The organism is Desulfosarcina cetonica JCM 12296, from assembly GCF_001311845.1.
Classification (GTDB): domain Bacteria; phylum Desulfobacterota; class Desulfobacteria; order Desulfobacterales; family Desulfosarcinaceae; genus Desulfosarcina; species Desulfosarcina cetonica.
In genome coordinates this window covers 1-9,162 of sequence record NZ_BBCC01000226.1, presented here as the reverse complement: position 1 = coordinate 9,162, position 9,162 = coordinate 1, and the positions used below count along the sequence as shown (strand labels likewise).

Below are 9,162 nucleotides of genomic sequence, written 5' to 3'. Positions count from 1 at the left end.
CCCTCAGCCAGGGCATCTGGGGCATCCGCTGTGCCTTGATCGTGGTGGGCATGGCCGCGGGCCTGTACCTGCCCTCGGGCATCGCCACGCTGACCACCATCGTCCACCCCCGTCACTGGGGCAAGGCCCTATCCATCCATGAAATCGCCCCCAATGTGAGTTTCGTGGCCGCCCCCCTTTTGGCCGAGGCCATGCTGGGATGGGTTTCCTGGCGCAGCGCCCTTTGTATCCTCGGCGGCCTGACCCTGGTGCTGGGCCTGGCCTTCGCCCGCTTCGGCAAAGGCGGCGACTTTCCCGGCAAGGTCCCCAGCTTCGGCGCCTTCAACACGCTGCTGCGCCTGCCGGCCTTCTGGATCACCATGAGTCTGTTCATGTTGGGGATCAGCGCCACCATGGGCATTTTCACCATGCTGCCCCTCTTCCTGATTAATGTCCACGACATGACCCGCAGCGCGGCCAACGAGTTGATCGGTCTCTCCCGCGTGCTGGCCATCGGCATGTCCTTCATCTCCGGCTGGACCAGCGACCGCCTGGGCCCCAAACGGACCCTGATTATCGTCTTCCTGCTCAACGGCACGGCCACGATCCTGCTCGGCGCGGTGTCCACCGACTGGCTGCGCGTGCTGATCTTCCTTCAGCCCCTGGTGGCGGTGTGCGTCTTCCCGCCCGCTTTCGTGGTTCTCTCGGCCATCGGCCCGCCCAACATGCGCAACGTGGCCGTCTCCCTGACCGTCCCGGCGGCCTTCATCCTGGGGGGCGGGGTCATGCCCATGCTGATCGGCATGCTGGGCGATCGGGGCCATTTCGCCGCCGGCATCATCATGGTGGGGGCCATGCTTCTGGTGGGAGCGGTGCTGGTGGGTTTTCTCCGGTCAACCCCATCGGAGGCGGTGGAAACAGCTCCGGAAGCCTGCCCGTCCGCCACGCCGGAGGATGCCTGAGGGAGAATCTATAGAGAACTACAGAATCCCATCCCAGCATTTTCCCGGCGACCAACACCCGCGCCATGGTCAATCATAACGACAGCGGGGAGGTCCAAAGCTTGTCATTATGGCAGCCTTCACCCCATCTGGCTGCAAGTCACAATTTAATTCCTGCAATAACAATAAGTTAAATAAACATCAGGGCTGGCATGAAATTTGGTTAATGCCTTGACTGAATACCGTCGGGCGACAAGGGAAATCCAAATGACGCATGATCTTTTTCCCGAGAACCGCCGACAGATCGTCGATATGAACGCCTTGCCGTTGCCATCGGCCTGTTACTGGCCATTCTGATTGCAGTCTCGATCTCTCATCCGATCACGAAAACCTCGGCATTTATAAAACGGATGTCCACGGGTGATTTTACGCAACATTTGGACATCACCGGCAAAGATGAAATCGGCCAATTGGCTGAATCGCTGAACGTCCTGGTTACCCATCTCGTGAGAATGACCCGGAATATAAATAACAGTGTGGCGACCATGGATACCGCCTCCACCGAGTTAAGCAGCATCTCGGGGCAGATGAGGCAAGGATCCGAGCAGACTTCGGACAAGGCCAACATGGTGGCCACGGCGGCCGAGGAGATGAGTGCCAACATGAACAGCGTGGCAGCGGCCAGTGAACAGGCCGCCAGCAATGTCGATATTGTGGCCAGCGCCACCGAGGAAATGAGCACCACGGTAGGAGAAATTGCCCGGAATTCCGAAAAAGCCCGTTCCATTACCACCGAGGCTGTTGCTCAGGCTCAGGACGCCTCGATCAAGGTCGATGAATTGGGCGCGGCGGCAAGGGACATCAACAAGGTTACGGAAGCGATTACCGAAATATCGGAGCAAACCAATTTGTTGGCGCTCAACGCCACCATTGAAGCCGCCCGCGCCGGAGAAGCTGGAAAAGGGTTTGCCGTTGTCGCCAACGAGATAAAGGAACTCGCCAAGCAGGCAGCCATCGCCACCAACGAAATAAAACAGAAAATCAATGGGATACAGACGTCCACCAGCGACACCGTCGAGAAGATAAGAATGATCTCCGCGGTTATCGTCGAAGTCAATGAGATTGTGACGGGCATTGCGGCGGCGGTGGAAGAACAATCAACGGCCACCCAGGAGATTGCCAGCAACGTGTCCCAGGCGTCTCAGGGCATCCAGGAGGTTAATGTAAATGTTTCACAAAGCTCGGTGGTTGCCGGCGATATCACCAAGGAGATAGCCGGTGTGGACCTGTCCGCCAAGGAAATGGCCACCAGCAGTTCCCAGGTTCACGTCAGCGCGCAGGATCTCTTGAAGCTTTCCAGCCGACTGACCCAAACGATCGCGCAATTTAAAATACCCGCCGCATCGTTTGATATCGGCGAGGTCAAGGGGGCGCATCTCAATTGGCGGTCACGGCTTGAAGGCTTGCTGCATGGAAGCGGGACCTTAACACCGCAAGAGGTCAATAGCCACCATGAGTGTGCTTTCGGCAAATGGTATGACAGCCCTGAAGGCCAGGCACTCAAGCAGAACCAGGCTTTTTCGGCCGCAGGTCATCACCACGAGAAGGTTCATGTATATGCACGGCAAGTTGTCGATCTTTTCCATCAAGGGGAGACGGAGAAGGCGGCGGCATTAATGAAAGCCTTTGAAAAAGAGCGTGAAATGCTCTTTGCGACCCTTGATGAGCTTTATTTGGCCTGATGGATACGACGGTCTTTCCCACACAACTATGCGGCGCGTTTATCCAGTTCTTTGATAATTTGCTTAAGCCAGGAAGTGTCTACTTGGCGCGCTTCACGTGACCGTTCGATAATCTTTAGATTGTTGGCAGTGGTCTCAGGTTCCCACTTTTCGCGGATGACCGCTACCGCCTTGGCCAAATACTTCATCGCTTCTTTGGATTCATTTTCTAATACGGCCAGCTCCATCATTGTCGCGTGATCCCAGTAGTCCGGTGTCGCGCCCGAGAGTCGCTGCTCAACGGCAAAACGAACGACCGGTAACAGGCGATCCTTCTCCGTGATCGAATCCTTTTCACCTTGGATATCCAGAAGCGTCAGCAGGTTGATGCCCGGGTAGGCGTCTCGTTGATCGGCCATGAAGCCCCGGCGGTATGCATGAATTGCTTGGTCCAGGTGGCCAATGGCGCCAATTTCGTCGCCTGCCGCAATTGCCTCCTTCCATTTGTCCTTGTGAATTCGACCGATCAGCCCCAACGTTTCCGAACTAGGCCCCTGCTGTTCCGCCACGTCCGTGAGGATTCGAAGCGCTTCGGCGCGATCGGAAAGGTCGTTGTTCTTACCCGCTCGCCGGTTATAAGCAAAACCGAGTTGCTCCCGTACGAGAATCTGGCGTTTGAGCATTTCTGGCATGTCGTTGAAAAGCGCAATCATCCCGTCCCAATCCCCCAGCGCTCGATACGAAAGCATCAAGTCCACTACCGTGACCACATCAACGGCGTCGAGAGGGCCAAGCTCGTCTCGGAAAGCTTTCAGTTCAGCGTGTGCCGCTTCGCTAGTTTGCGCATTTTTATTCTTCTCACGAATGTCGGCCAGACGACGTTTGAATCGCTCGTTGGCTTGTGCGCGATCGCGGAAGACATCGGTCTTGAGGCGGGAAATATCACCCGGCTGCCAGTCAGAAAGCAGGGTAAAAACAGGGCTGTCAATCGGTGCCTGGCTCACGGTCGAGTCCCGCAGGTCGCGTAGCCGTTCAGCCACGGTTTCACGCAGCCGGCTGGCCTCTTTATCTCCAAAAACGTTGTTCGTCCCAAGATCGTAAGGCAAAGACCTTAGAAAATTGACATCGAACGGGATGGGTTGGTGTTTGGCAAAGATCGTCAGTGTTGTTCTGGGACGTGCTGTATGGCGCACGCCCAGCTCGTAAAAGACGTTGGCATTGGCTGTCGTCAGGTCCGCGATGGCGTAGTCGCAAAGCAACAGACGTTCGAACATCGGTTTGTGGATGATCCCACCCGTCCGCTCTTCATCGGCACGAATGGGATCCATGCCGGCATCGTCAATGGCGGGTTCGAGCGCGTTCTTGTAAATATGATCGAAGTCGATATCCGCGCCACCAGCGGGATCCGGCTTTATCCCAAAAGGCATGATAACAAAACATAGAGGGCGTTGCGTCATGGTTACCTCCGGTAAAGAGTGTTAGAAGGGTCCTGGCGAGCTGCTCATCGCCTAATTGGTCGGCGATACGTAAAGCTTGCTGGGAGGTTGATGTGAATTGCCATGGATCTGGTTTCGGCGGGCCATCAAGCATACTTTGGAAACGCTGCGTTGCGATGTCTATTTTTCTCAATATCAGATTGGCTTCTCCTTCTGTCGCTAAACGCCACATTCGTTCCCTGGGCAACGCTTCCTTTTCCGCGTTCGCACAATGTTCCAGAACCTTTTTAGCCAAGTCCTGCGCTTTGGCAAGGTCATTTTCGTAAACAAGAGATAGGAACGCCAGGTTGATACCATGGTAGTACGCCTGAGCGGCGTCTTTATCCTTGGCAATCGCATACGCTTCGCCATACAGCGCGAGCGCTTTTCGTGCCTCTTGATCGACCCGGTCCTGAAACCAGTTCCGCTTGTGTCGGCCGGCCAGCACGCCCATCGCATCCGTTCCCTGCCGTTTGGCGTCACTCAGGACCGCCATGGCCTCATCTCGCCTGCCCAACCCATCCAGAGCCAATGCCAAGTCGACCAAAGCACGACTGTCCAGAATCGCTCGATTCGGACCGAGTTGCTTCGCAACCTTATGGAAGTCTCTCCGTTCGAGAGCCAGCGCGGCAGTGCTCCATCGCCCACCAGGCACATCTTGACCTTGAATGAAATTGATCACAAGACCCAAACTGGCGTCGCTGGCAAATTTTGGTTTGACGATCTCAAGATGGTTGCCAGGCACAACTGCACATTGATCATCGGGGAAACCGTCAATTGAAGCCCTCCGCGGAACGAACTCATCTTCGGATCCGGCAACCGCGAGAAAACTGAACGGGGGGCTTTTACCGAATCGATCGTTCCATTCACTTCGCAACGACTTGATGAATGCACTTGTCCTTCCCATGTCTCTGACTTGCCGGTTTAGCGAACGCAGAATCGGAAGCTGAAAAATCCAAGCCTTGCCCAACCCAAAACTCGGTGTCCCAAAGAGGATGACCTTGTCGACCTTTTCCGCCAAATCTGCGTGGTCCAACAAAGAGCGCTGCACCACCAGTCCTCCCATACTGTGAGCAATGACAACGAGTGCACCGTACCGCGATACCAGGTTCGTGCGGGCAAAAGCTCCCAGAGAATCCCCGATGGTCTTTATCGAAGGATCTCCCGCCCAAGCTCCGGTCAGGTCAGGTGCCAGATGACTTTTGTAGCCAAAACTCAAAACATCCCATCCGCCCATGTTAGGGTCTTCACAAAGCAGCTCGGGAAACCTTGCCCACGTGGTCGCCGGGTCTCCCTGGAAACCGTGAATGAAGACAACGCAGGCTTTGCTGTCTGGTACTCGTCGCGTGACATTTATTAGCCATTCGGCCATGGATTCCCCCCATTTTGTCTAACGTATAACGCTCGTCCCCCACCGATCTTTACTTTCTCCACTTTGGTGATTTGGTCGATGTATCTGGTGTCCGAAATCTGCAAATTTTAACGCGATGATTTCATAAAGATTGATCGAATCACGGGAGAGCCCGAAGTTCAGATATGTTGGAAAAACACCAACGCCGATTGCATACCCCGCAAATCCAATATTTGTACCCAATAAAAAAAACATCATCACCTTCTTGTTTTTAATGTGTTTCTAAGTGGTGAAGGAACAAATTGGAATTGCTTTTTCAAATTTCAATATTTAACAGAACCTGGTAAGGATGAATATGCGACAACTGAGCCAGCAAGAAAGCATGATAAGCTTATAATAACAAGGCTAACTGTTAATATAAAATAGATTTTACTTTTTCTTTTTTTCCCTAAATATCTTTTGGAAGGCTTAACAAAATCTTCGAGTCCTGATCCACTTATAATATGTTCCAAAAGAACCCTGCGATTTGCGCGAATGGCAGAGGCGTATTCTTTTTGGGATGCATAACCGAAACCACTGGCAATCGATCCCGACAAAAGGCCAAGTAACCAGAACAAGATGGCTCTGCCAACAAGAATTATATCAGGAGGGAGATCACTTTTACCCCAGATTGCACCAAACAATGAGAGAAATGCAATCACTGCACCTCCGTTAAGAATGATGGCAGGCCGGATTGCAGCATTTCCGAAAGCGGCAGATGCTTCATCAAGCACTTGTACGTGAGTACTCAGCGTTTTGAAAATTTCTATAACATGATCACTATTAGGACTGTTGTATTTTTCCTGTTCATTCATCTATTACATCTCCCAATCTTTATTTATCTGTCCATACCTAAAACAGAAATGGTAGCAATTTGATCAGGCAATTTGTAATAGCAAAAGCAACCTATTAAACGGGCCGTGGACCCGTATAGTATTCGGTATTGCTATATGAAAAAATTCTCATGGGATCATTTACAATTGATAAAATCATATTCCGTACGACCAAGAATCGCAATCGATTATTGCTCGAACTGATGGCACGCGGTGGAATGCGGGTCGGAGAGGTACTGAAGCTCGGGCTTAAGGCTGGCGGAAAGAAATAATTCCACCATCCTGCTTGCTTTTGTGCCCGTCTACCGCGTTGCCGCCACAGGCACATATTCCCGATATGCACCGGTGGCGGCGCCTTGTAGACGAACCCAAATCCGGCGCGATCTGGGGGAATTATTTCTTTCCGCCAGCCTAAAAAAGAAGCGAGAAAGGTTATCAGATGGTCCAGCATATCTTCGTTTCACACGCCTCCAAAGACGATGCCACGGTAAAAAGACTTCGACAAACCCTTGAACGCCATGGCAAGGTTCCCTGGGTCGACTCCCGCGAGCTGGCAGGTGGTGATGACCTGGTGGACACCATAGAAACCAGCATCCGTTCGGCCCGCCATTTTATCGTTGTCATCAGCATCGATGCGCTCAGCTCCGAATGGGTCCAACGTGAATTGAAGATAGCTCAGGATGTAGCAAGGCGGCGCACAGACGGCTTCAAGGTAATCACATTGATTCTGCCAGGCGTGCTGCCGGGAATCCTCAAGCCATTCTTTCCCACCGAGCCCGTGCATATCTTCGTGGAAGATACCCCCACCGGTCTGAATGACGCCATGACCAAGCTGTTCGCCGCCCTGGGAGAACATCTGCCGGACGACTTGGATAAGGCAGAGACAGTAAAGGTCCAACCGGTGGAGGAACTGCTCCTGAAACTCTGCGACCCGGTGATCTCGGAAAAAGGTGGCCTGCGCCGCGCCACGGCCACCGCCGAACTGACCTACACGCCATCCGATAACAGCCGCGCCATCACCAGCCGCCGCTACACGTTCACGGCCCCCATCGGTCCGGTGGAACAGGAAGAGATCCGCTGGTACATCGAACGCTACTTCCGCTGGCCGACCGGTGTTTTCAAGGAGCGGGCCGGTAAGACTGAAGACGCGCTACCCAAATGGGGCCAGGCCATCTATAAAGCCGCCCTGGACAGCGAGTCCGCCCGTGAACCCCTGGCGGCATGGCGCAATAAGACCGGCAGCCGCCGCTTTTCCGTGCAGGTCGACCCCGATCCGCCGGAAGGCACCGATGAAGCGGACAGCGCCCTGTTCCGCGAAGCCGCCAGCAATCTTTTGGCCTTGCCGTGGGAGATCATGCACGACGGTTCCGGCTATCTCTCCCAGGGGGCCCACGGGGTGCGGGTGCGCCGCCGCCTGCCCAACCGCAAGCCAATCCCCATCGTCCAAACCCGATTGCCGATCCGGGTGCTGCTGGTCAGCCCGCGGCCGGAGATCGACAAAGACAACAACCCTGTCGGCTACCTGGATCACCGCATCAGCGCCCGGGCCCTGGTCCAGGCCTCGGATACCCTGGGGGAGGACCTGGTCCAGGTCGACATCCTGCACCCGCCGACCTTTCCCGCCCTGAAAAAGGCCCTCAAACAGGCAAGCGATCAAGACAATCCTTACGCCATCGTCCATTTCGACGGCCACGGGGTCTACGACCGCAAGGTGGGCCAGGGGGCCCTTTGTTTCGAGGATCCGGGCGACGATAAGAAGCTGGGTAAGCGGCGGCTCCAGCTCGCCCATGCCCAAGACCTGGCCGCCGAACTGCGCGGCTATGGGGTTCCCCTGATCTACCTGGAAGCCTGCCAGACCGCCCAGGCCGACGCGGACCCCAAGGCGTCAGTGGCGGCCAAACTGCTCGAGGAGGGCATCGGCTCGGTGGTGGCCATGACCCATTCGGTGCTGGTGGAGACCGCCCGGCGGTTTGTGGAGCCGTTCTACCAGTCCCTTGCCGAGGGCAAGCGGGTGGGCGACGCCATGCTGGCCGGACAAAACGCCCTGTACGGAGATACATACCGATTCAAGATCATGGGCGCCGGTGACCTGAATCTGCAGGACTGGTTTGTGCCGGTCCTGTACCAGGAGGCCAACGACCCCCAGCTGTTCAGCGTCAAACCGGGGAAGGCGGCCTCACGGATGGCCGAAGAACGCCGCCAACTCCAGCTGGGCCAACTGCCGCCGCCGCCCGAGCACACCTTCGTGGGCCGCAGCCGGATGCTGTTGCGCCTGGAACGTCTGCTGGAGCAGGAACCCTATGCGATCATCCGGGGCAGCGGCGGCATGGGCAAGACCGTGCTGGCCGTGGAGCTGACCCGCTGGCTGGTTCAGAGCGGCCGCTACCAGCGGGCCGCTTTCGTGAGCGTGGAACCGCAGAACGTGCAGGATGTCAAGGGGGTCCTGGATACCATCGGCCGCCAGCTACTGCCCAGGTACAGCGCCGCAGAATACGGCGACGACCGCAATAAAGCCCTCCAACCGGTGGAGCGGGCACTGCGGAATGAGGCCACCCTGATCGTGTTCGACAACATGGAAAGTGTGTTGCCGGACCACGCGGGCATCAACCCGGCCGGCGCCGCCGACGTGACCGATCTGCTGAGACTCGGCCAGCGACTGTTGGCGGCCTCGCATCGCTGCCGCCTGATCTTCACCAGCCGGCTATGGCTGCCGAAACCCTTTGCCGGTGATTTAAACGCCGTCGAGTTGGGACGCCTGAGCGAGGATGAGGCGATCAAGCTGGTGGAGCAGGTCATGGCCCGGAATGGCTGGGAGCCGCCGGC

Annotated in this window: 6 protein-coding genes; 3 read left to right on the top strand and 3 right to left on the bottom strand. The window is 55.8% G+C overall.

From position 1 onward, the window contains the following. A partial coding sequence (locus JCM12296_RS49960; protein WP_054700602.1) for an MFS transporter occupies positions 1 to 941 on the top strand: 941 nt, incomplete at its 5' end. Positions 942 to 1,252: 311 nt separating this feature from the next. Further along, entirely contained in the window at positions 1,253 to 2,662 is a 1,410-nt protein-coding gene (locus JCM12296_RS49955) for a methyl-accepting chemotaxis protein (protein WP_340147887.1), read from the top strand. A 26-nt stretch (positions 2,663 to 2,688) separates the two neighbouring features. Here the strand turns inward: JCM12296_RS49955 and JCM12296_RS49950 are convergent, their stop codons facing one another. From JCM12296_RS49950 to JCM12296_RS49940, 3 genes are all read right to left on the bottom strand, one after another. Next, entirely contained in the window at positions 2,689 to 4,098 is a 1,410-nt protein-coding gene (locus JCM12296_RS49950) for a TRAFs-binding domain-containing protein (protein WP_054700598.1), read from the bottom strand. Beyond that, on the bottom strand, positions 3,980 to 5,488 hold the full coding sequence (locus JCM12296_RS49945; RefSeq protein ID WP_157068015.1) for an alpha/beta fold hydrolase: 1,509 nt from the start codon (positions 5,486 to 5,488) through the stop codon (positions 3,980 to 3,982). Before JCM12296_RS49945 ends, JCM12296_RS49950 begins: the two co-directional genes overlap by 119 nt. A 302-nt stretch (positions 5,489 to 5,790) precedes the next feature. Further along, positions 5,791 to 6,321 (bottom strand): hypothetical protein, encoded by a 531-nt coding sequence (locus JCM12296_RS49940; protein WP_157068014.1) that lies wholly within the window; start codon positions 6,319 to 6,321, stop codon positions 5,791 to 5,793. Positions 6,322 to 6,778: 457 nt separating this feature from the next. Between JCM12296_RS49940 and JCM12296_RS49935 the strand changes: the two genes are divergently transcribed. Further along, the coding region (locus tag JCM12296_RS49935) for a CHAT domain-containing protein (RefSeq protein WP_157068013.1) at positions 6,779 to 9,162 on the top strand (2,384 nt) is incomplete at its 3' end.

Coding starts and splice junctions, on each gene's coding strand:
- JCM12296_RS49950 (WP_054700598.1), bottom strand. CDS start 4,098: ATGACGCAACGCCCTCTATGTTTTGTTATCATGCCTTTTGGGATAAAG.
- JCM12296_RS49940 (WP_157068014.1), bottom strand. CDS start 6,321: ATGAATGAACAGGAAAAATACAACAGTCCTAATAGTGATCATGTTATA.
- JCM12296_RS49945 (WP_157068015.1), bottom strand. CDS start 5,488: ATGGCCGAATGGCTAATAAATGTCACGCGACGAGTACCAGACAGCAAA.